Here is an 18,362-nt window from a genome sequence, read left to right as displayed (position 1 = left end):
GTGGCAATTACTTCAACAGGACACTCTAAGATGAAAACATGGCTAAAAGGATTCATCAAGGAAGGGCAATATACACTAAATGGCGTGAAATATAAAACACCTATTTATCGAACGGATATTACAGGGGATGTGATTACCTTTATGTTATATCTAGATGATTCAGTCACAGGAACCATTACTCGTTTTGAGTTATTAGATCAAGATGGGGCTAGTTTCGATGACACACCGGATAGTATCAATAAAAAAGGGATTAGCGGTTTACTAGTCGAGTTTAAATACACCTTAAAGAAAGTCTAGGAGGGTAATAAATGGCGTATACAAAAACGTACTGGAAAGACAGAATAAAAGATTCACAAGGGAACATTGTTCAAGAAGGGACACCAGTTTCTGCAGGGAATTTAAACAAGATGGAACAGGGTATTGAAGATGCTCACAAACAAATGGAACAGGCAGCAAAAGAAACGGTTTCACTGCCTTATGGTTTAAGTGTTCTTAACTCTCCGAATGGTTCACCGCTTGATGTTCAAATTGAAGGGCGTACTTTAGTTAGTATGGGTAACAGTGATCTTGAAGGTGGAAAAAAGTATGTATTAGCTGATTCTAAAACAGCGGTTGTTATTGATGGGACAACCTATAAAGGTATTTCTAAGTTTGAAGGTAAAAATGTTCGTCCTACAATTATCCGAACAGCGAACTTTGAAGGAAAGGTAAGTGGAAGTACTTTTGAGAACCCCCATATTTTTAAACGGGGGAAGGGGCAGCTCTAAACGGTGTTGGTAATTCTTGGGTAGAAAATGATAGTACAATGTATAGTCAAATTTCTAGCTTAAATGGGGTTGTTTTTAGCAAACTTATTAATGCAAATGGCTTGATGGCTCAAACTTTATTTTCATTTAATCTTATTGAAGAAATTGAGCGCAAAATTGGTAAAATCCCAGGATCTACGGTTGCCGATAAAGTGACGTGGTTAAAGAGTAACATCGTACGCCTTACAGGAACTTGGTATGGATTTGGAAGCAGTGTAGGAGGAAACAAAGCAAGTTTTGCAAATTGGCGAGTTGATGTTAACTCATGGAACTCTCAAACTTCTCATACTAAATCAACTGTTACAAGTCTTTCACAGAGTATTGATCCAACTCTAGTTCCTTTAAGAATTGATACTGATGGATTTGTACATTTCCTAGCATATGCGGAGGCTTCGGATGGAATAACAGCATCTATTATCAATACAGATTATGTGGAATTAGAAATTGAATTGAAGCCTAATGCTAATTTCTCTGCGCCTCGTATCCCTTTATACGAAGTACCACAAGAAAGTTACGATAAGATTTTAGTAGAGTGGGATGCTGCAGCAGTTGCTAATCGTTATCAAATGGTTGAGGGTGTTAAATCATTGCAAAACCCAATTGTTACTGTTGAAGGAGATAATTTATTTCCTCCACTTACAGAGTGGTCGTTACATGCTAACGCTAAAATCAATGCCCCTTATGAATTAGAGTTGAATGCAACAGCAGCAAACCAAGGAACTGCTTATAAAATGAGCTGTTTACCAAATACACCTTTTGCTATGAGCGGAAAGATTCCTATAAACGGTAGATTGCTTGTTTATGAGCATGATATTAACGGAAACTACCTTAACCTTTCAAAACTTGTTAATGCTAGTACCCCTAATGTCGCCTTTACTACATCAGCGAATACAAGGGAGCTTAGATTTACTCTAGATAACGGCACTGCAGTGGGGGATAAATTAACATTTAGTGAATTAAATTTAAATTTGGGTTCGGTAAAGCCATTTAAACCACGTAATCCGTCTTATTTATACGCTGAAACACTTCTTCGGGGAATAAACGGTGTCAATGATTTATTATATCAAGAGGATGGACGCTGGAAGACTCTTAAGAGATGTGAAATGCTTTTGCTTGATGGTTCATTAAATTGGGACCCCTTAAATATGGATTTTTCCGGATTTAAGCGCTTTAGATTGGGTGGAATCTCTAACTATGCTTATAATTCGCAAATCTTACTTAAATACAATGGATCATTAGTACCTATTGGAACTGTAGAGGCAACGGTTAACAGAAACACGCTAAATAGTACAGGTTTCTATGTAACCATCGCTGATGCTGAAACGGGATTTGCAGAATCCTATACACCTACTTCAGATGAAGTTAAAGCTCACTTCAACGGTTGGAAGGTTAAGACGGTCGATGGATCTAACAAACCAACAGCTTGGATGTCTGTCATTGATGGGAAAGATGCACCTACTCAAACATTAGCATATGTGGTTGCTAATAAAGCACCTGATTATATTGGCTATCACCTTTTCTATCAGCTTTCTACACCAAAAATTGATGATATTACAAATAAGGTAGAAGGGTCATTAAGTGTAAGTGGACAAACACAGGTTTCTTTAGATAGCGGGGTTATTGTAAGAGAAAAAACTAAACCTTCTATTGTTGCAAGTCTTGCTTACATCAATAGAAAAGCTGGTGATAGTAATGATAACCCCTTGAGTAATCGTGTGTTAAAAATACTTAATATTTATAAGGGTACCAACTCAGATCTAGGTAATTGGTCAATGGAAAGTGGAGCTAATGGTTTAGCATATGGGGCCCAACGAGCTGTAATACCTACCAACTTATATGATTCTGCAGCTGACTATTCTGTAACTTATCTTGTTCAGGAAAAAGAAAGATTCACAACCAATCCAGTGAACGTGAAAGCTTCTTACAATACAAGTATTCGTTCTACCGTAGACCAAATGAATGAGCAACTAGCAGACGTAAGAAGTTTAGCCAGTGTTCATGACCGCTACTTATATAAATTACTACTTGCTGCTAAGGCAAATGGATGGAGTGTGTAAGAAATGGATTTAAACAATGTAAATGTAGATGTCCTCCTTGCAGCTTATCGTCAAAAGCTAGGAATTACAGAGGAAGAAGAACAACAAATGATTGTCGAGATCCAAGAAGGCAGTGCACCTACACAAGATATGACCAATATTGGTGAAATGGTTGCTGTAAATATGGAAGATAGTCAGGCAATGGCTGAAATGGTTAGTTCATTAATGATGGAAGTGCAGCAATTAAAAGAAGAAGTGGAGGCATTGAAACAATGATTACATTCTACACAACATGCATCGTATTACGTGACTTTTCATTTGATCGTGTACCATCTATTTATAAAGAGCAGGTAAAAGCGGATGTAGTAGCTGCTGGCTATCCTGAAAAAGTCGGTGTGTATCCGGAGGAAACATCTACAGAAGAGCCTACAAATGATGAACAGCCTGTAGTAAACGCTGAATAAGTGTTTTTTTATTTTAAAAATAACGATGTACATGTAAAGGGCTACTAGTAGCCCTGTTTTTATTTTATAAAAGGTGGGGGAAGAAAAATGGATCCAGTACTAAATACAATCGCTCAACAAGGTCCTTATGCGGCGTTGTTTATTTGGCTTTTCTTTAAAACAATAAAAGAATCGAAAGAACGTGAAGATAGACTCATGAGTCATGTTGAACGTACTACTGATACATTACAGCAAATTGAGCAAAGTGTATCCGGAATGCAAGAAGAAATCAAAGATATTCGTGAACAAATAGAAGAAAAATAAGTCTCTGCTTATGCAGGGGCTTTTTTATATAACTAAAATTCGAAAGGAAGATGAAAATGTACACATTCGAAAAGTTACCACAGTTAGTCGATAAACGAGGTAAGTTAGTTCATAAGGGCGAATATGCAAAACGTAAAAACGGTGTGAATTCTATTACGACACGTGTATGGCATCATTCATTAACTAAGTTATCTGCAGGTGGATCTAAAATTGAATCATTCGCTGATTTCCATGTTCGTACAAATGGATGGCCAGAAATTGCTTATCACTTAATCATTGATCCTAAGCATGTTGTGAATGGTAAGGCTGCGATTTATTACTGTGTAGATATTTCGAAAAAAAGCTATCATGTGGGTAACAGCAATACAATTGGCCTGGGCATCTGTGTTATTGGTGATTACCGTACAGACAAGCTTAGTGAGGCAACTATTCGCTCTATTATTGACTTACACAAAGCTTTAATTGCTGATGGAATTGGTAAGTATGATAAAGCCCACAACGAAATGCCAGGATACTCTTGGAAAGCATGTTGTGTGTTTGATTACAATAAGACATTTAAAGATGTATTATCTGATTTATTGCCACCTGCTAAACAACCTGATCCGGTACCTGGCTTATATACCATTCAAGAAGGTGATACTTTCTGGAGCGTTGCTTTAAAAGATGGAAAAGAAGGTATTACTGTAGAGGATTTAATTGCAGCTAACCCTAATGTAAAACCGTCACAATTAAAAGTAGGTCAAACAATTAAGTTTGGTACCGCGAAAAATACGTATACATCTACTCCTGAAACATCTAAAAAAGAGCAATTAGAATACAAGTATCCTTTACCTTTTGGGGTACTTAAATCAAGTTCAAAAGATAAAGTAGCAATTAAGCAACTTCAAGAAGCTTTGAATGCTGTTAACTTTAAATGCGGTACAGCTGATGGTATTTACGAATCTAGAACAAAGGACGCTGTAACACGCTTCCAAAAAGTTTACTTACCTTATGAAGTGGATGGAACGTATGGACCAAACACAAAAACTAAACTGCAAGCTGTTTTAAAATCTAAAGGATATTGATTAAAGCCCCTGCTCTTCAAAGTAGGGGCTTTTTTATTAAATTTCTTTAAAGCCTAATATTTTAACATTGTCACTTACTGTACCCTCTTTTTTAGCCGCTTCCGTTTTGGCTTCCTTCACAAGTTCTTCTTCGCGTGCTAATAATTCACCTTTAAGCATAACACTTCCTTGGGAGCTAACTCCATTGACTATTTTTGCGTAATCTACACGGACGTATGCCATATCCATCCCTCCAGCATTTAATATATAAAATTACTATTTCCCGCTCTTTTACGAAATACCTTCTTTATATCTGTTTTTTAATACCAATGTCTACATAACTGTATTTTTGGCAATATAAATAAGGCAATAAGAATGTGAGGTATCAGTAATGGAAACTACAGAAGATAAATATGCAAACATTGACTTGAACAAGATTTACGAATACAAAGATTTACCGGATAAAATTTCTGAACGATGCGATTACTGTGGCAGCGTTAAATTCAAAAGCAGCGTAAGTGGCGGCGAGTTTCTACGCGAGTGTACGAATTGTGGATTGAAAAAGAATATTTAATGTTAAAAAGCTCTGATTGATTTAATTTAGGGTTTTTTTACTGATGGTTAAGAAGGTATTTTTTAATTCTTTTCATCAGGGACTATCTTCTATGTACGTTTTAAAGAAAAAAGTATTTCTTGGTTAATCAAAACGAGTATTGCTTATGTATCTGTCCAATTACCGCCTATGTTAACTAATTTATGACATATTAAGTGGGAAACTCACAAAAAATATTGTCAAGCCACAAAATTTGACAATATTTAACCTGTTTTAATGGTATTATGATACTATTCACCTAGAGAAAGGCAAACTGTTTGAAAAATCAGGACGCAAAGCCATAGGTCTAAGGTCTAAATGACTACGATAGCTAGGTTGCCTAAATGAATAGGAGGATATTTATGGTAAAAAAAGGTAATTTAGTAGAGGGAGAATTAGATCAGGAGTGGATTAAGCTTATAAAACAGGCGTATGAGATAGGATTAACGATACAAGAAGTTAAAGATTTCCTAAAAATTAATGAAAGATGATTTTAAGAAAAAAACCATTAAGACTGATACAATCTTAATGGTTTTTTTACAGGTAAACTTACTCTTCCTTATTATCTTTAGAATCCTTAGCTTTCTGTTCAAGAAATTTTTTGAAGTCCTCTTTACTCACATTCGAATTCATAGCTTCTTTTGCTAAGTCCATCCACTCTTTTGGAATAGTTTCACTGTGATTATTCATATTAGTGCTCCTCGAATAGAATTTTTAACTTTCTATAGATACCCGCAAATATGATAATATAATTAATTTATTATATATTCAATAGCATATAATAAATCATTAGTTTTCTATGTTCTTCTCTTTCCCAATGAAATTTATTTAACAGCTCGTCAAGTTTCTGGCTTAATACTATAGTTTGGGTGCTGTCAAACCCTTCTCTAATGCCTGTAGCTATCATTAGCTCTCTAATATCTTCAATCTCTGATAATGTAGAACCTAGAGTGGGGCATAGTAAGATGTTATTTTTGTATAACAAGTTTGTCACCTACTTTAAAATATTCTGTACTAAATTTCCTCACTACTTTCTAATCGGTTAAAAGTAAATATTTTGAAGTTGAAAATTAATTCAAATTCATAGTAATTGAAGATGGAAGGTACATACGCAAATATAAACGTAAACAAGTTTTATGAAAACAAAGAATTATCGAATAAGGTAGGGAGCCGACCAAGGCGATTATTACGCAAGTATTAAGTTTAAAAGTAGCGTAGGCGGCAACAAGTTTCTACGCGAATGCACGAGTTGTGGAATGAAGAAGAATATCTGGAGCAGAATTGTGGACAGGTGTGTTTTATAGGAGTACACTTTATAATGATAATTATTTCACTATCATTACTTTACTGTTTGACAATGTAATATTGTCGAGACCCTTTGTTATCTCCCCTGATAGCAAACAATCCCCTTAGCAAATCCTTTTCTGTTTGGTGACAGACAAGGTAAGGCCCCTGCTCATTAGAGTAGGGGTCTTTTTTATTATTATAAAAATAAGTAATTTGGTATGTATCTTTTTACCCTTGATTGGAACGTAATTGTTATTTAATTATGTCTTAGTTATTATATGGATTTATATGTAAAATAATTCGTAAGACCTAGTGAACTTTTCTTATTTATCAACTATACTGATTTATGTAAAAAAATACATATATTTACAATTATATAATTAATTGTAAAATAATAATACTACAGTGCAGGCAAACTAATCGAAAGACTCAGATGTAAAACAAAAAGTCTAAGGTCAAATGACTATGACAGCTTGGTTATCTGGTAAAGGAGAATTTAAAGTGATAGAGTTTTTTTAAAAAATCTTCAAGTGTAAGGTTAAGAATCAGCATAAAATAGAAATTGCTTCTGGAAGATGTATTAGATGTGGAGAAGAAATTAGTAAGTGATACCGCATTAAGACAAAAAAGCTGGCCGCTGTGGCAATTGCTGCAGTGTGAAATTCAAAAGCAGCGTAGGCGGTGGCAAGTTTCTACGTGAATGTACCAACTGCGGTATGAAAAAGAATATTTAATAATTTCCTCTTACTCCCTGTTATTTATTTAGATAACCTCTACACAATATAATTAAGGGGTGAATCTTTATGACAGATAACAATGTTGGTTTTGGAGTTAGTGGAAATGCAGATACTAGACAAAAAACTAATATTTCTAGTGAAGCTACTATGATAAATAAGGTAAAACAAGATAACTTCGAAAAGCTTAACCATCAATTAAATTCAGTATCCGATGATGCATTTAGAGCAGACCGTGATGAAGACTAAATACGCAAATATTGTCTTATGTAAATGTGCGAATTGCGGATTGAAAAAATATATAATAAAAAATCCCTCTTAAGTGGAGAAGGATAAACATAATAGATGAAACCTCCTTATAATCCAAGGAGGTTTATCTTTTCTAGAACATAGTAATTGACTTACTACGCATCATCCTTTTAATTTAACGATTGTTAGGAAATACTCTTCGAACGGTTTCAGTAAACTCTTCAAATAGACCATCTCTTGACGCGTCTTCATTAATCCGGTTTCCGTATCCTTCCATACGATTTACAAAATCAGGATCGGATGACACATATACATTTCGAATATCCCGATCTGTAGCTTTAACTTGATCTGAAATCTTCTTTTTTAAACGATCGGTCACTTCTCCATTTGCTCCATTCTTTAAAACAACAGCCACGTATGCATTTCGGTTTGTAACAATCACATTCGCAGTGTCTACTTCGTCTAATTTAGCAATACGATCTGCAGCCTTATCAGCTACTTCTAATCGTGTTTGATTATTGTCATTATTATTATCATCCCCATTAGGATCATATCCAACATTTAGTGGCCCATTGTTGTTACGAGCATTCTGTGCCCTTTGTTCCGAAGGTTCTTCAGTTGGATCGGGTTCAGCTTCATCCTTTTTATTATTCCAATTTCTATCGGCTTGGTCCCCAACATTTAGTGGTCCATTGTTATTACGATCGTTCTCTGCCTTTTGTTCCGAAGGTTCTTCAGTTGGATCGGGCTCAGCTTCATCCTTTTTATCATTACAACCAAAAAGGAATCCTACAGATAAAATGGTTGATAGGAGACCAAATAAATATTTTCTTTTCTTCATCTTGTCCTCACTCCTTGTAATATTCGTATATCTTTTAAAATCCGCATTATTTTCAAAAATAATTACAGGGAATAATTTGAAAATGAAAAGGGGTAGTATCATTTTTCCAGTATATATAAGTAAAGTTGTCAAAAAATAAAGGCGTTGGAAGAGTATTTTCTTTCAAACAACTATCAAAGAGGTATTCGCATAATGAACAACTTACGCTGGTTAACTTCCTTATTTAATTTTGGTCGCAATAATAGAGGGATATTTGGGAAGAGGCGGAATAACAGAGGCAGGATATTTTCGTTATTAGGTCTTGGGGTTGGGGCTGGGGCTGTTGCCACTTATGGAATAACAAGAGGGCGTGGAACTAAGATGGCACCAGCAACCTTTCAAACAATGACGAGTAGACGCCAAATAAAAAACGGTTTATCTGACCAATAAAAGATAAGCATACTTCCCGAGGATATAAGTTGAGGACTAACGATGACTTTAAAATACGTCCTGGCAATCGTAGCCATGCATAATGAATAAGAAAAAACAATAAAAGAGAAGCTTCTTATATTTATAAGGGGCTTCTCTTTTTATGAGGAAGTAAATATTTAAAATATACGTAAGAAAAGTATTAGTTGATTGACAAAAACGAGTATTACTTATGTGTTTATTTAGCTACTATCACTATTAATAAAAGCATTGCTATAGGTGAGCGTTTCTTAATACAGCTATAATAATGAATTCCCATTTATAGTTAGGAGAGCTTTGTATTATGGATTTTGTTGTTGGTTGGTCATTGTATTACTTCCTTGATTCCCCATGCTACCCATATTGCTCATATTAGACAATTGAGGAAGAGACATCATATTTTGAAGTTGTCCACCACGTCCTGTCATCATACTATAAGCAGCTGCTCCGATACCAACAGAAGCTATAATCGGTAAGATTTGAATGTTGTTTTTCATGACATGTCACCTCCTTATTTAAATGGATTGAATACAGCTATATATTTTGTATTTGAACATTTTCTAATCAATAAAATATTTTCCTTTTTAGAATGATTTTGTATGAGTGAAAAATGCTGCCATTTACGTTTATATGATGGCTGGCTTGTTACCAATGTTAACAAAAGCTATAATACAGATGCTAATCGTATAAAAAAGTGGCCAATAAAAATTGACCACGCAATTGACCGCATACTATCTAAAAGATTGCTAAAAGGTATGAATATAAAATGAGTTATATTCAGCAACCTAAAGAGTTTGTACTTGTTTTGTGAACATCTCTGAAACCCTCTGATATATGCCCAAGGGATTCAAATAATACTCATGGTTGTATTGGTATTCTTCTAAAGGTTGTTCCGGATAATGTTGATAATTCACTGTTTTCACGGCCTAAGTTTTTATGCTTTTTACTGTATGCATTACAAAAAGAATTGGAGTATGTACCCATCAAATATTCAATTTTAAAAATTTGACGGGAGATAAGGAGTATTCTAAAAAATTAGTTATCCTTTTCATTTTTTTGTAAGGTATCTGCTGTATGAGGTAACGTGGGCAGTTCGAAGCTTTTAATAAAAGAAGCATAAGAAATCGTGTCTTTAATAGGGTTTACATAAGATAGTTGTTGACCTTGATAGCTGAAATTTAGTGTAATCCAAGCAAAATCTTTGTTGTTGTTGGAAATCAGTGTTGCATTATGTATAAAAGCAGATGCGGCAATCATCGCATCTGGGCCTTTAATTTTTTTATTGGACTCTATTTTAGCTTTTCGGCGAATTTGAGCTGCCAGCTGTGCAACTTCACTTGTAACGTCTACAATCTTATCTGTCATATCGTAAATATAATGATTTTTCACTGCTTTGACTTGAGGGTTTGTTTCTACTTCCCAATGCGACAGCAGCTCCATTTCTACAACAGTGGGCATTAAAAATTCCGCATTATTTGAAATAAGTTCATTAATATATTCGACAACTTCCGGGTAGTTAAGAGCATGTGAAGCCCAAATGTTTGTATCAATTATTACTTTTTCATGCAACACAAATTGTTCACTCCTCTCTACTAGCCATTCGTACCAGCTCTTCCACCCCAAAAGGAGAGTAAAGAGCTACAGAGTTCGAAAGTTGATTACTTAATAAAAGCTTTTCGTTTTTTGTCAATCTAGTTTTTATAGGGGTTATACGTTTTTCTCGTGTCTCATTTATTGTTGTTTCTTCTTTATCATAAGTGCGTAAAACTTTATTGTAAGGTTTGTATTTAAGGTTCTTCTTGTAAAAAGGATGCAATAGAGACGATTGTGTCGAGGGCTGTGTATAAATTTTCGCATTTGTTTTGAATTTAAAGTGCTTCTGAACTTCTTTGCTGTAAGTTCCTTTTTGTTCATCTATCAAGCGCTGTGCTTTCATGGTATCCTCCTGCCTTTTATATAAATTTATATAGTATATGTGATAAAGTTTTTTCTTACTATTCCTTTTGTATAAAAAGATTAGAAAGTCAGCTCCTTATAGTCATTAAAGTAATTAATTAATGCTTCTCTGTAGGGTGATGTTTTCAACGGATAACAGACAAAGGTTTAAAAACATGATATTGTGTAAAGGAAATAAATTAGTATAATCTAAGCTACTGAGGACACTTGTCTATAAAGAATTTCGGTGTTAGAGCAGGAACTACAAAAAAGGGGATGCAAAATGAAAACAGAAAAGCAAAAAATGCTGGATGGAGAATTATATCTTTCCGCTGATCCGCAATTAATAAAGGAACGTGAAAACGCTCGAAGATTGACAAGACTTTATAATCAAACAACAGAGAAGGAAGAGGAGCTACGTACAAATTTATTAAAAGAACTGTTTGGTTCAACAGGACACGCTCTCTACATTGAGCCTACTTTCCGCTGCGACTACGGTTCTAACATTCATGTTGGAGAAAATTTTTATGCTAATTTTGACTGCGTATTTTTAGACGTATGTGAAATAAGAATAGGAGATAATTGTTTTCTTGCACCAGGTGTACATATCTATACAGCAACTCATCCTTTGCATGCTCTTGAAAGAATTTCAGGCGCTGAGTTTGGAAAACGCGTAGAAATAGGAAATAACGTTTGGATTGGGGGAAGAGCCATTATTAATCCTGGAGTGAAAATAGGCAACAATGCGGTAATTGCTTCAGGTGCTGTTGTGACAAAAGATGTTCCTGATAACGTAGTAGTCGGAGGCAATCCTGCAGTTATCATTAAACGTATTGAAAATTAAAGAATAAATAAAGAGCTTTTGAATCCTAAAAGCTCTTTGTTTATATACGGTATTTTAATGCCGATTTGGCTTAGGATTATTTGTGATGTTTCAATAAAATGTAAAAACCTGCATACTTCCTCCCAAGATCATCCATACTTTATTGACAAGGGAAAATGAATCATGGTATATTATCTTTAATTAAAGATATTTAAATTAAAGATAAATAATGAATGATAAACTAGACGATTTATCCGGAGGAATGCAGAATGAACCACTTAAAAGGAATACACCATGTAACTGCTATTACAAGCAGTGCAGAAAAGAATTATGAATTTTTCACGTATGTGTTAGGTATGCGCTTAGTTAAAAAAACGGTCAATCAAGATGATATTCAAACGTATCATTTGTTTTTTGCAGATGATAAAGGAAGCGCTGGAACGGACATGACTTTTTTTGATTTTCCAGGCATTCCAAAAGGTTTTCACGGAACAAATGAAATTTCAAAAACATCTTTCCGCGTTCCGAACGACGCAGCTTTAGACTATTGGGTAAAGCGCTTTGACCGTTTAGAAGTGAAGCATACGGGAATTCAAGAGCTTTTTGGGAAAAAGACGCTTTCTTTTGTTGATTTTGACGATCAGCAGTATCAGTTAATTTCTGATGAAGGAAATCAAGGAGTTGAATCAGGCACTCCTTGGCAAAAAGGCCCTGTGCCTCTGCAATACGCCATTACGGGACTCGGCCCTATCTTTATTCGTATTGCAGAGTTTAATTACTTCAAAGAAATGATGGAAAAAGTTCTTTTATTTAAAGAGATTGCTCAAGATGGAGATCTTCATCTATTTGAAGTAGGAGAAGGCGGAAACGGTGCGCAAGTAGTAGTCGAACACAATGAAAAACTTCCGCAGGCTCAGCAAGGTTTTGGAACTGTCCATCACGTTGCTTTTCGCGTGGAAAATCGACAGGCTCTTGAAGAATGGATTAACCGAATGCCAAGCTTTGGTTTCCATACGTCTGGTTATGTGAATCGTCACTTCTTTGAATCGTTGTATGCAAGAGTAGCTCCGCAAATTTTATTTGAATTTGCGACAGATGGACCAGGATTTATGGGAGATGAACCTTACGAAACGCTCGGAGAAAAATTATCACTGCCGCCGTTTTTAGAGCCCAAACGCGCAGAAATTGAGAAGCTTGTGCGCCCGATTGATACAGTAAGAAGTACAAAAGAGTTTGTGAAAGAATAATACACAAAAACACTCAAATATAGCTATTTGAGTGTTTTTTGCCGTCACAAAGACGAATTAGCTTTCAAATCTGACACTATCCCTGTTGCGAATGTTCACTTAAAAACAGCCGATGTTCTACAAGGAAGGAGTAGGAGTGGGTTGTGCATAGCCTTCTTTATATTTTTCATCGATGTCTTTGCGAATATCTTTTATTGATTTGCCTCGGTTATAGTCGAGCATAGCTTTAGCTGCAATTTCTATACATAATCCGCATTTTGTTCCATGATCATCCCACACAACTGCTCCATTTTGTTTGTTTTGAAAAATAAAGCAGTCATAGCTATTTTTGTGATTTGCTTCCATACCACATCCGCAGTAACAAGGGATTTTTTCAAGTAGTTCACGATTTTTAGCAACGGATAGATAAACTAGTTTCATATCTTTAGGCTGATTCTTCAAAAACTGGGGTAAAACATCTACTCCTTTGGTTTCTTCACGAATGTCAGCCACTGCAGCTTTATGATGTTCATGACCTGAATGTGCGGAAGAGTTTGTAGCAGAAGAAGTCGTGGTATTGTTTGAACAGGCAGATAATCCAATACTTGTAGCGAGAACCCCCAATAAAATGATTGATTTATTCAATACAATTAACATCCTTTCATTTGAAAATAAATGATAGTTGCGTCATGCACGGTAGTTTATCTATGTAGATAATCAAATACCTGCTTGTTTATATCTAATTCTCTATAAGTATGCAGGGGCGGTATCGTGTATGATAGAGATGGAAGAGGAAAAATATGAAGATTAGATTTATCAAAAGGTGCGTTTTGTAAGTAATTGGACAGAAGGAGAAAGTGAACGGAGGTTAAAAAGCAGTGAGTGAACAAAATCAACGTCTTTTTGAATATATTTTAGAACATTCAGCCTCTATCAGTGAGGAATGGCTGCGCCAAAGAAGTGATATTAAAGGATCGATTTACTCAAAGGACGCAGATGCTTCGATTGAGAAAAAGCTGCGTGAGCAACATCTTTATACGATTGAAACAATTGCTAGCGGCTTTCTTGACGATCAGGAGATTTTCAAACAACGTATGATGAAATGGACTACGGAAGTAGTAAATAGCAGAATTAAATTTGATACGCCGATTTACGAAGTGGTAGAAGCGCTAAGCAAAACAAGAAAAATCATTTGGACGTATGTCGAAACATACAGCCTGATACATTCATCTATTACAAAAGAAGATATACTGTCTTGGAGCGAAGTTTATCATACAACATTTGATAAACTTATTAATGAATTTTCCGAGCAGTATTATAAAATCACAAGACAAAAAATCAGTCTTCAGCAGGAGCTAATCGACGAAACGAGCTTTCCTGTGATTCCCATTGTAGATTACATTGCGGTCTTGCCTTTGGTGGGACTTATTGATGAAATCAAAGGTGATTCTATTATCGAGGTTGTTCCAAAAAAGTGCGCAGAGAAACAGATAAGGCATCTAGTCATCGATTTATCAGGTGTGAATTATGTAGATACCTATGTCGCTCACAAATTTTTTGATTTGATTAACATTTTGCAGCTGCTAGGCATTCATGCGATTATGTCAGGATTGAGTCCTGACATGGCCCAGACGGCTGTTAATGTAGGAATTAATTTTAATAAAATTGAAACGTTTGGACACCTAAAACAAGCGCTCTCTTCGCTTGGTGTAAAGAAAAAAGAATAAAGTGTAGCAGAGCTAGATTGAAACGGAACTGTGTGAGACCCTTACTTTCAGTTCCGTTTCTTTTTTTTATATTTTGTATATGGAATAATATTCCTGTCTGTTCGGAATCTTGTAAGTATGCCTTACAAACTCCTTTTCACCCGGGGACAAATGGAAGATACTAAGAAGCAAACAAACGGCGGTTTTCTATGTCAAACGTCTCGTTTAGCTCAAGAATGGAGGTATAAAGAGAAGGATAAGAGAAGTACATATGAGATTGTTAAAGTATTAGATAAGCCGTGTGATTAAGGAGGGGTTCTATGAAAATAATTTATCTTCTTTGCCTGCTTCCGTTTGTAGGGATATTAGGTTTATTACCATTTGTTAACAAAGTGACGCCGTTTATTTTAGGGATGCCTTTTTTTCTCTTTTGGATTGTTATGTGGGTAATTCTTACATCTTTCATTATGGGTATTGTGTACAAGTTTGATCCTGCTGTTAAAGGAGGAGATAAATAATGAATGTCGCGCTGATTATTATTTTTGTTTTTTTACTTTTAGCTATTTATCTTGGAATTCGAGCTACGCGAGGCAAAAAAATGGACTTAGAGCAGTGGAGCGTAGGCGGAAGAGGGTTTGGAACTATTTTTGTCTTCTTTTTGATGGCAGGTGAAATCTATACTACTTTTACGTTTCTAGGAGGAAGCGCCTGGGCATATGAAAAAGGAGGGCCGGCGTTTTATATTTTAGCCTATATTTCTTTAGCATACGTGTTAGGATATTGGATTGGTCCGCAAATATGGCGATATGCGAAGGAACATAAGCTCATGTCTCAGCCGGATTTTTTTGTTTCAAAATACAACAGCCCGTTTCTTGGCCTCGTTGTTTCTTGCGCAGGTGTGCTTGCAATTGTTCCTTATATTATTTTACAGTTCAAAGGTTTAGGTATTATTGTATCTGAAGCATCTTATGGTTCTATTTCTTCAACTGCATCCATTTGGATTGGCGCCATATCCCTAACGGTTTACTTAATGATATCAGGCATACATGGTTCCGCGTGGACGGCTATTGTTAAAGATATTATGATTTTTATTGTCGTTTTATTTTTAGGAATATATATGCCGCTTCATTATTACGGAGGCTTACAGCCAATGTTTGAGGCTGTGCATCAAGCAAATCCAACGTTTCTCACTCTTCCAAAGACGGGGCTAAGTATTTCTTGGTTTATTTCTACAGTCATGCTGACCGTATTAGGGTTTTACATGTGGCCGCATACGTTTAATGCCACGTATTCAGCTGAAAATGAGAACGTATTTCGAAAAAATTCTATTATAAGCCCTATTTATACGTTAATGCTGCTTTTTGTCTTTTTTGTAGGATTTACCGCTCTTATGCAGGTGCCTGGATTACAAGGTGCAGAAGCAGATTTGTCACTGCTTCGTCTGTCCATTCAAACATTTGACCCGTGGGTTGTCGGCTTTATTGGCGCAGCTGGTTTATTAACAGCACTTGTTCCTGGATCGATGCTCTTAATGGCGGCTTCTACATCACTATCTAAAAACGTTTATGGCGTTCTTGTTCCATCAGCGACTGGTAAGCAAATTTCGATACTGGCTAAGTGCTTTGTACCGGTCATTGCTCTTGTTTCAGTTTATTTTACACTTCATAGAGGTAATACTATTGTACCACTCCTACTTATGGGCTACAGCATTGTGACGCAGCTGTTTCCTGCTTTTATTTTTAGTTTAATGAAAAACAATATCGTCACTAAATACGGGGCGTGTGCAGGTATCGTTGCCGGTATTGCATCTGTGATGTATATAACGATTACTGAAACAACGCTCGGCATGCTGTTTCCTGCATTGCCACAAATCATTAAAGATACAAATGTCGGCGTTATTTCTTTATTTATTAATTTAGTTGTATTAATAGTGGTCAGTTTAGCGACGAGAAAAATTGCCACACGGCCTCAGTTTGAAAGCGGGGCAGTAGATGAAAAACAAGTTTTGTGAAAAATTTTTAAAAATTGTGTTTTAAGAACATCATGAAGGGTATAAAAGTAGTGCATTATTAAAATATTCAATATAGCTGCAACACGTACAAAAGGCAGCCTTTTCTATAAAACGTAACAATTGCGTTGCTTTTAAAATATAGTTAACAAATGTTAAAAGCAACAAGACGTATGCCACAAGCGGCGTACGTCTTTTCTATGAAAGATATTTACCTAAAAGAGGAGATGATAACATGACATCTGAAAAAGCATTTGAGCAAAAGAAAGATTTTTTAATGAATCAAATTATTGAATCGGGTTACTTTAAAACAGAAGATGGAAGACACTTGTATGAATTGAATTTAAGTGAACTAGAACAAACGCATCACGATCTTCAAAAGCAAAAGGTAAGGGAAGTGTAATTAAAATCTCTCAGATTATTAGAAATTCAGCTGATTTCGTATATATTTGTAGACAACAGCGGGTCAGTTTGTTCCTACACGGCCTTTTTTGTTTGAAAACAAGCACTTTTTCTTCGTGGGTTTAAAACCTCACTGTTTCCAAGTATAATCCCCAAACATATATCTCAATCCTTAAGAAACATGCAAATGAAAACAAAAAAAGCGCAAAAGCTGCGCTTTTTTGTGATGAGTTAAAAACGCGTGGAAGCTGCTGGTTTTTTAGGTTTGCTCATTGCTTTTTTTAATACTTCAGAAAAATAGGGCTGTCCGCTAGGATTTTGCTGTCTTAGCAAATCAATGGTTCCTTTCACATCGTCCATAGCTCTGTGAGCATTCTCTCTCTTAATATGATGATGGTCAAGAAGCGTTGTTAGTTTTTTATTAGGAAAGCCGTACTCTTTCCATTTGACAGCACGCATAGAGCAATGCCATTTTTGATTAGATAAAGACGGATACCGTTTCAAAAGAAAACTGCGGTCGAAAGAAGCGTTATGAGCAATGAGAGCTGAAACGCTAGTTAACAGCGATTCTACCTTTTTATCATCTAATGTTTTATTTTCAACCATCTCATTTGTAATTCCTGTTAAGTTTGTAATGTACGGGAAAATGGGAGTTGAAGGCATATTAAATTCTTCGTATTCTTCTACAATTTCGATTATTTTCTCCGTCGAAGAATCATAAGAAACAACAGCAATTGCTAGTTCGATAATATCACATGTTTGAGCACTTAATCCCGTTGTTTCAATGTCCAAAACGGCCGCTAATTTAACTTGTTCAGTTGACAACTCGTTGTCCTCCCTTTCTATTTATCATTCTATTAGCTTATCATTTTTCTACAGAAAACGTTAGTGAAAAAGATGGTTAAGCATGTATACTGTTTTATTTTATACTTGCAAGTGAAAAAGGAATTTACTTTTTTAAAGGAAATGACGACAGCAAAGGAGAATAGTAATATTTACTCATCTAAATTAAGTCTTCATTGAAAATAATGAAATGAAGGAAGAAGGGGATCGTTATCATGCAATTGCTGTATATGGTACTTTTTCTTGTCTTAATTTTTTGGGGAATTACATCTTTTATTCATTACAGGAATCAAACTATTAAAGTTCGTTTGAACAAACACTATACGAATGCAGTGGAATGGATTGAAGCTGTTAAACAAGAGCTAGAAAAGCAAGGGAAATCTGTGAGTTATGAAGGGAACTTCTTGTTTAAAATTGATGAAAAACCTTATGAAATCGCAGCGCGTAATATGTCTATTTGGAGCATGTCATTCTATCATATCTTACTGCAGCGTCAAAAAGAACATTCTTAACATTAATAGCATACAGAAATCATCACTTCTCGTCTATCGAGAAGTGATTTTTTTATTTTTCTGTATCTATAATGGGGAATTTTTTTGTTTTTATATAATAGTAAT

At 35.4% G+C, this 18,362-nt stretch carries 27 protein-coding genes, 1 pseudogene and 2 riboswitches; of the genes and pseudogenes, 19 read left to right on the top strand and 9 right to left on the bottom strand.

Going from position 1 to position 18,362, the window contains the following annotated elements:
- The 7 genes from ACLHDF_RS29980 (at position 1) to ACLHDF_RS29950 (ending at position 4,673) form a co-directional block, all read left to right on the top strand.
- A complete protein-coding gene (locus ACLHDF_RS29980) occupies positions 1 to 297 on the top strand; it encodes a hypothetical protein (protein ID WP_275037494.1) in 297 nt (98 codons plus the stop codon).
- Positions 298 to 308: 11 nt separating this feature from the next.
- The gene (locus ACLHDF_RS29975) at positions 309 to 767 is read left to right on the top strand and encodes a hypothetical protein (protein ID WP_413922032.1); all 459 of its coding nucleotides are present in this window, start codon (positions 309 to 311) and stop codon (positions 765 to 767) included.
- A gap of 38 nt (positions 768 to 805) precedes the next feature.
- On the top strand, positions 806 to 2,863 hold the full coding sequence (locus tag ACLHDF_RS29970) for a hypothetical protein (protein ID WP_413922031.1): 2,058 nt from the start codon (positions 806 to 808) through the stop codon (positions 2,861 to 2,863).
- 3 nt (positions 2,864 to 2,866) lie between these two features.
- Positions 2,867 to 3,118, top strand: coding sequence for a hypothetical protein (locus ACLHDF_RS29965; RefSeq protein WP_413922030.1), 252 nt, complete (start codon positions 2,867 to 2,869; stop codon positions 3,116 to 3,118).
- Positions 3,115 to 3,306, top strand: coding sequence for a hypothetical protein (locus ACLHDF_RS29960; RefSeq protein ID WP_413922029.1), 192 nt, complete (start codon positions 3,115 to 3,117; stop codon positions 3,304 to 3,306). Before ACLHDF_RS29965 ends, ACLHDF_RS29960 begins: the two co-directional genes overlap by 4 nt.
- A gap of 87 nt (positions 3,307 to 3,393) precedes the next feature.
- On the top strand, positions 3,394 to 3,609 hold the full coding sequence (locus tag ACLHDF_RS29955; RefSeq protein ID WP_114894125.1) for a BhlA/UviB family holin-like peptide: 216 nt from the start codon (positions 3,394 to 3,396) through the stop codon (positions 3,607 to 3,609).
- A 56-nt stretch (positions 3,610 to 3,665) separates the two neighbouring features.
- Positions 3,666 to 4,673 (top strand): LysM peptidoglycan-binding domain-containing protein, encoded by a 1,008-nt coding sequence (locus ACLHDF_RS29950; RefSeq protein WP_413922028.1) that lies wholly within the window; start codon positions 3,666 to 3,668, stop codon positions 4,671 to 4,673.
- A gap of 36 nt (positions 4,674 to 4,709) precedes the next feature.
- On the opposite strand, the gene ACLHDF_RS29945 is transcribed toward ACLHDF_RS29950, so the two are convergent.
- Complete coding sequence (locus tag ACLHDF_RS29945; protein WP_413922027.1) at positions 4,710 to 4,895, bottom strand: hypothetical protein; 186 nt, start codon at positions 4,893 to 4,895, stop codon at positions 4,710 to 4,712.
- A gap of 148 nt (positions 4,896 to 5,043) precedes the next feature.
- Here ACLHDF_RS29945 and ACLHDF_RS29940 point away from each other — a divergent pair, with 148 nt between their 5' ends.
- Together ACLHDF_RS29940 and ACLHDF_RS29935 are read left to right on the top strand one after the other, a co-directional pair.
- Positions 5,044 to 5,226 (top strand): hypothetical protein, encoded by a 183-nt coding sequence (locus tag ACLHDF_RS29940; RefSeq protein ID WP_413922026.1) that lies wholly within the window; start codon positions 5,044 to 5,046, stop codon positions 5,224 to 5,226.
- A gap of 276 nt (positions 5,227 to 5,502) precedes the next feature.
- A riboswitch (cyclic di-GMP riboswitch) is annotated at positions 5,503 to 5,588 on the top strand.
- A gap of 18 nt (positions 5,589 to 5,606) precedes the next feature.
- The gene (locus ACLHDF_RS29935; RefSeq protein ID WP_413922025.1) at positions 5,607 to 5,735 is read left to right on the top strand and encodes an anti-repressor SinI family protein; all 129 of its coding nucleotides are present in this window, start codon (positions 5,607 to 5,609) and stop codon (positions 5,733 to 5,735) included.
- 58 nt (positions 5,736 to 5,793) lie between these two features.
- On the opposite strand, the gene ACLHDF_RS29930 is transcribed toward ACLHDF_RS29935, so the two are convergent.
- A complete protein-coding gene (locus ACLHDF_RS29930; protein WP_413920413.1) occupies positions 5,794 to 5,934 on the bottom strand; it encodes an anti-repressor SinI family protein in 141 nt (46 codons plus the stop codon).
- A 70-nt stretch (positions 5,935 to 6,004) separates the two neighbouring features.
- Positions 6,005 to 6,238, bottom strand: a complete 234-nt coding sequence (locus tag ACLHDF_RS29925; protein ID WP_413922024.1) for a Spo0E family sporulation regulatory protein-aspartic acid phosphatase — start codon at positions 6,236 to 6,238, stop codon at positions 6,005 to 6,007.
- Between the two features lie 693 nt (positions 6,239 to 6,931).
- Positions 6,932 to 7,016, top strand: a riboswitch (cyclic di-GMP riboswitch).
- 135 nt (positions 7,017 to 7,151) lie between these two features.
- On the opposite strand from ACLHDF_RS29925, the pseudogene ACLHDF_RS29920 reads away from it, so the two are divergent.
- Positions 7,152 to 7,265 (top strand): annotated as a pseudogene (locus ACLHDF_RS29920) (hypothetical protein); the annotation flags it as partial.
- Positions 7,266 to 7,334: 69 nt separating this feature from the next.
- The gene (locus ACLHDF_RS29915) at positions 7,335 to 7,514 is read left to right on the top strand and encodes a hypothetical protein (RefSeq protein ID WP_097826695.1); all 180 of its coding nucleotides are present in this window, start codon (positions 7,335 to 7,337) and stop codon (positions 7,512 to 7,514) included.
- A gap of 175 nt (positions 7,515 to 7,689) precedes the next feature.
- Here the strand turns inward: ACLHDF_RS29915 and ACLHDF_RS29910 are convergent, their stop codons facing one another.
- From ACLHDF_RS29910 to ACLHDF_RS29895, 4 genes are all read right to left on the bottom strand, one after another.
- Positions 7,690 to 8,355, bottom strand: a complete 666-nt coding sequence (locus ACLHDF_RS29910; protein WP_413922023.1) for a YhcN/YlaJ family sporulation lipoprotein — start codon at positions 8,353 to 8,355, stop codon at positions 7,690 to 7,692.
- Positions 8,356 to 9,104: 749 nt separating this feature from the next.
- Entirely contained in the window at positions 9,105 to 9,299 is a 195-nt protein-coding gene (locus ACLHDF_RS29905; protein ID WP_275799552.1) for a hypothetical protein, read from the bottom strand.
- 538 nt (positions 9,300 to 9,837) lie between these two features.
- Positions 9,838 to 10,374 carry a PIN domain-containing protein gene (locus tag ACLHDF_RS29900; protein ID WP_413922022.1) on the bottom strand — a complete coding sequence of 179 codons (537 nt, stop codon included), beginning with the start codon at positions 10,372 to 10,374 and terminating at the stop codon, positions 9,838 to 9,840.
- A gap of 7 nt (positions 10,375 to 10,381) precedes the next feature.
- On the bottom strand, positions 10,382 to 10,738 hold the full coding sequence (locus tag ACLHDF_RS29895) for a hypothetical protein (RefSeq protein ID WP_413922021.1): 357 nt from the start codon (positions 10,736 to 10,738) through the stop codon (positions 10,382 to 10,384).
- 282 nt (positions 10,739 to 11,020) lie between these two features.
- Between ACLHDF_RS29895 and ACLHDF_RS29890 the strand changes: the two genes are divergently transcribed.
- Entirely contained in the window at positions 11,021 to 11,581 is a 561-nt protein-coding gene (locus tag ACLHDF_RS29890; RefSeq protein WP_413922020.1) for a maltose acetyltransferase domain-containing protein, read from the top strand.
- A gap of 248 nt (positions 11,582 to 11,829) precedes the next feature.
- On the top strand, positions 11,830 to 12,807 hold the full coding sequence (locus ACLHDF_RS29885) for a ring-cleaving dioxygenase (protein WP_328236306.1): 978 nt from the start codon (positions 11,830 to 11,832) through the stop codon (positions 12,805 to 12,807).
- A gap of 117 nt (positions 12,808 to 12,924) precedes the next feature.
- On the opposite strand, the gene ACLHDF_RS29880 is transcribed toward ACLHDF_RS29885, so the two are convergent.
- The gene (locus ACLHDF_RS29880) at positions 12,925 to 13,431 is read right to left on the bottom strand and encodes a PCYCGC motif-containing (lipo)protein (RefSeq protein WP_413922019.1); all 507 of its coding nucleotides are present in this window, start codon (positions 13,429 to 13,431) and stop codon (positions 12,925 to 12,927) included.
- Positions 13,432 to 13,664: 233 nt separating this feature from the next.
- Here ACLHDF_RS29880 and ACLHDF_RS29875 point away from each other — a divergent pair, with 233 nt between their 5' ends.
- From ACLHDF_RS29875 to fbpA, 5 genes are all read left to right on the top strand, one after another.
- Positions 13,665 to 14,513, top strand: a complete 849-nt coding sequence (locus ACLHDF_RS29875) for an STAS domain-containing protein (RefSeq protein WP_413922018.1) — start codon at positions 13,665 to 13,667, stop codon at positions 14,511 to 14,513.
- Between the two features lie 150 nt (positions 14,514 to 14,663).
- Positions 14,664 to 14,801: a hypothetical protein gene (locus ACLHDF_RS29870; protein WP_413922017.1), complete on the top strand. Its 138-nt coding sequence runs from the start codon at positions 14,664 to 14,666 to the stop codon at positions 14,799 to 14,801.
- An 11-nt stretch (positions 14,802 to 14,812) separates the two neighbouring features.
- A complete protein-coding gene (locus ACLHDF_RS29865) occupies positions 14,813 to 15,010 on the top strand; it encodes a DUF3311 domain-containing protein (protein ID WP_413922016.1) in 198 nt (65 codons plus the stop codon).
- Complete coding sequence (locus ACLHDF_RS29860) at positions 15,010 to 16,503, top strand: sodium:solute symporter family protein (protein WP_413922015.1); 1,494 nt, start codon at positions 15,010 to 15,012, stop codon at positions 16,501 to 16,503. The genes ACLHDF_RS29865 and ACLHDF_RS29860 overlap by 1 nt, the downstream gene beginning before the upstream one ends.
- Before the next feature lie 232 nt (positions 16,504 to 16,735).
- Positions 16,736 to 16,903 (top strand): Fur-regulated basic protein FbpA, encoded by a 168-nt coding sequence (gene fbpA, locus ACLHDF_RS29855; RefSeq protein ID WP_413922014.1) that lies wholly within the window; start codon positions 16,736 to 16,738, stop codon positions 16,901 to 16,903.
- 230 nt (positions 16,904 to 17,133) lie between these two features.
- Here fbpA and ACLHDF_RS29850 read toward each other — a convergent pair whose 3' ends face one another.
- Entirely contained in the window at positions 17,134 to 17,727 is a 594-nt protein-coding gene (locus ACLHDF_RS29850; RefSeq protein WP_413922013.1) for an exonuclease domain-containing protein, read from the bottom strand.
- Between the two features lie 233 nt (positions 17,728 to 17,960).
- On the opposite strand from ACLHDF_RS29850, the gene ACLHDF_RS29845 reads away from it, so the two are divergent.
- Positions 17,961 to 18,257 (top strand): hypothetical protein, encoded by a 297-nt coding sequence (locus tag ACLHDF_RS29845; RefSeq protein ID WP_413922012.1) that lies wholly within the window; start codon positions 17,961 to 17,963, stop codon positions 18,255 to 18,257.
- The last annotated feature ends 105 nt before the right edge of the window (positions 18,258 to 18,362 follow it).

Source organism: Priestia megaterium, from assembly GCF_046599315.1.
Lineage (GTDB): Bacteria > Bacillota > Bacilli > Bacillales > Bacillaceae_H > Priestia > Priestia megaterium_F.
Note: the sequence above shows the minus strand (reverse complement) of the source record. Positions and strands in the feature narration are given on the sequence as shown.

What these genes read in the sequence shown, in the direction of transcription:
- ACLHDF_RS29910 (WP_413922023.1), bottom strand. Translation starts at nt 8,355, where the DNA reads ATGAAGAAAAGAAAATATTTATTTGGTCTCCTATCAACCATTTTATCT.
- ACLHDF_RS29895 (WP_413922021.1), bottom strand. Translation starts at nt 10,738, where the DNA reads ATGAAAGCACAGCGCTTGATAGATGAACAAAAAGGAACTTACAGCAAA.
- ACLHDF_RS29970 (WP_413922031.1), top strand. Translation starts at nt 806, where the DNA reads ATGTATAGTCAAATTTCTAGCTTAAATGGGGTTGTTTTTAGCAAACTT.
- ACLHDF_RS29935 (WP_413922025.1), top strand. Translation starts at nt 5,607, where the DNA reads ATGGTAAAAAAAGGTAATTTAGTAGAGGGAGAATTAGATCAGGAGTGG.
- ACLHDF_RS29955 (WP_114894125.1), top strand. Translation starts at nt 3,394, where the DNA reads ATGGATCCAGTACTAAATACAATCGCTCAACAAGGTCCTTATGCGGCG.
- ACLHDF_RS29870 (WP_413922017.1), top strand. Translation starts at nt 14,664, where the DNA reads ATGGAAGATACTAAGAAGCAAACAAACGGCGGTTTTCTATGTCAAACG.
- ACLHDF_RS29975 (WP_413922032.1), top strand. Translation starts at nt 309, where the DNA reads ATGGCGTATACAAAAACGTACTGGAAAGACAGAATAAAAGATTCACAA.
- ACLHDF_RS29950 (WP_413922028.1), top strand. Translation starts at nt 3,666, where the DNA reads ATGTACACATTCGAAAAGTTACCACAGTTAGTCGATAAACGAGGTAAG.
- ACLHDF_RS29865 (WP_413922016.1), top strand. Translation starts at nt 14,813, where the DNA reads ATGAAAATAATTTATCTTCTTTGCCTGCTTCCGTTTGTAGGGATATTA.
- fbpA (WP_413922014.1), top strand. Translation starts at nt 16,736, where the DNA reads ATGACATCTGAAAAAGCATTTGAGCAAAAGAAAGATTTTTTAATGAAT.
- ACLHDF_RS29845 (WP_413922012.1), top strand. Translation starts at nt 17,961, where the DNA reads ATGCAATTGCTGTATATGGTACTTTTTCTTGTCTTAATTTTTTGGGGA.
- ACLHDF_RS29890 (WP_413922020.1), top strand. Translation starts at nt 11,021, where the DNA reads ATGAAAACAGAAAAGCAAAAAATGCTGGATGGAGAATTATATCTTTCC.
- ACLHDF_RS29860 (WP_413922015.1), top strand. Translation starts at nt 15,010, where the DNA reads ATGAATGTCGCGCTGATTATTATTTTTGTTTTTTTACTTTTAGCTATT.
- ACLHDF_RS29915 (WP_097826695.1), top strand. Translation starts at nt 7,335, where the DNA reads ATGACAGATAACAATGTTGGTTTTGGAGTTAGTGGAAATGCAGATACT.
- ACLHDF_RS29945 (WP_413922027.1), bottom strand. Translation starts at nt 4,895, where the DNA reads ATGGCATACGTCCGTGTAGATTACGCAAAAATAGTCAATGGAGTTAGC.
- ACLHDF_RS29940 (WP_413922026.1), top strand. Translation starts at nt 5,044, where the DNA reads ATGGAAACTACAGAAGATAAATATGCAAACATTGACTTGAACAAGATT.
- ACLHDF_RS29885 (WP_328236306.1), top strand. Translation starts at nt 11,830, where the DNA reads ATGAACCACTTAAAAGGAATACACCATGTAACTGCTATTACAAGCAGT.
- ACLHDF_RS29960 (WP_413922029.1), top strand. Translation starts at nt 3,115, where the DNA reads ATGATTACATTCTACACAACATGCATCGTATTACGTGACTTTTCATTT.
- ACLHDF_RS29965 (WP_413922030.1), top strand. Translation starts at nt 2,867, where the DNA reads ATGGATTTAAACAATGTAAATGTAGATGTCCTCCTTGCAGCTTATCGT.
- ACLHDF_RS29930 (WP_413920413.1), bottom strand. Translation starts at nt 5,934, where the DNA reads ATGAATAATCACAGTGAAACTATTCCAAAAGAGTGGATGGACTTAGCA.
- ACLHDF_RS29905 (WP_275799552.1), bottom strand. Translation starts at nt 9,299, where the DNA reads ATGAAAAACAACATTCAAATCTTACCGATTATAGCTTCTGTTGGTATC.